The sequence below is a fragment of the Mesorhizobium sp. M7A.F.Ca.ET.027.03.2.1 genome (genome assembly GCF_003999175.1).
In the GTDB taxonomy this organism is placed as follows: Bacteria; Pseudomonadota; Alphaproteobacteria; order Rhizobiales; family Rhizobiaceae; genus Mesorhizobium.
The window spans coordinates 1-445 of record NZ_RZOM01001909.1 but is presented as its reverse complement, the minus strand read 5'-3'; the positions used below and the strand labels follow the sequence as shown (position 1 = coordinate 445).

1 protein-coding gene is annotated in these 445 nt (G+C 66.3%); it reads left to right on the top strand.

Annotation, left to right across the window (positions count from 1 at the left end):
- Positions 1-239: 239 nt before the first annotated feature.
- The coding region (locus EN750_RS38720) for a DUF1173 family protein (protein WP_127399529.1) at positions 240-445 on the top strand (206 nt) is incomplete at its 3' end.

Genomic DNA, 445 nt, shown 5'->3' with positions numbered 1-445 from the left:
GTCGAGGGGAGCAGCAATCCGGGCAACGGCCGGTGTGGTCGAAACAATGTTCATGGAAATGTCCTTCGCGAGAGGGCAGTGGCGCCCGCGCCGGGCACTCTCTGCGCGCCAGCCGGGCTCCAATCTTCACGGCTCCCCTCTCCCTCTGGCGCCGATGCACCAAAGGGGTTGCGCTCCGCGCAAAGCCAGACTTGAATGCCCGGACAGGGATGCAGCGGCGACCTGGAGCTGTGGAGGGGATGCGACGGTTCAAAATTGGCAGTGCGGTCTATGAGGAGGGAGCGCCCGACCTGCAGTCGGCGCTGGCGAACGCCTATGCCCGCAGCGAGCGCCCGCTATGCCTGTGCAGCGAGCCGGGCTGCCCGATGTACATCGCCCGCATCGGTGACCTTCATCTGATCAAGCGCATGCCGCTCAGCGGCGGCGGGCATGATCCGTCCTGCGA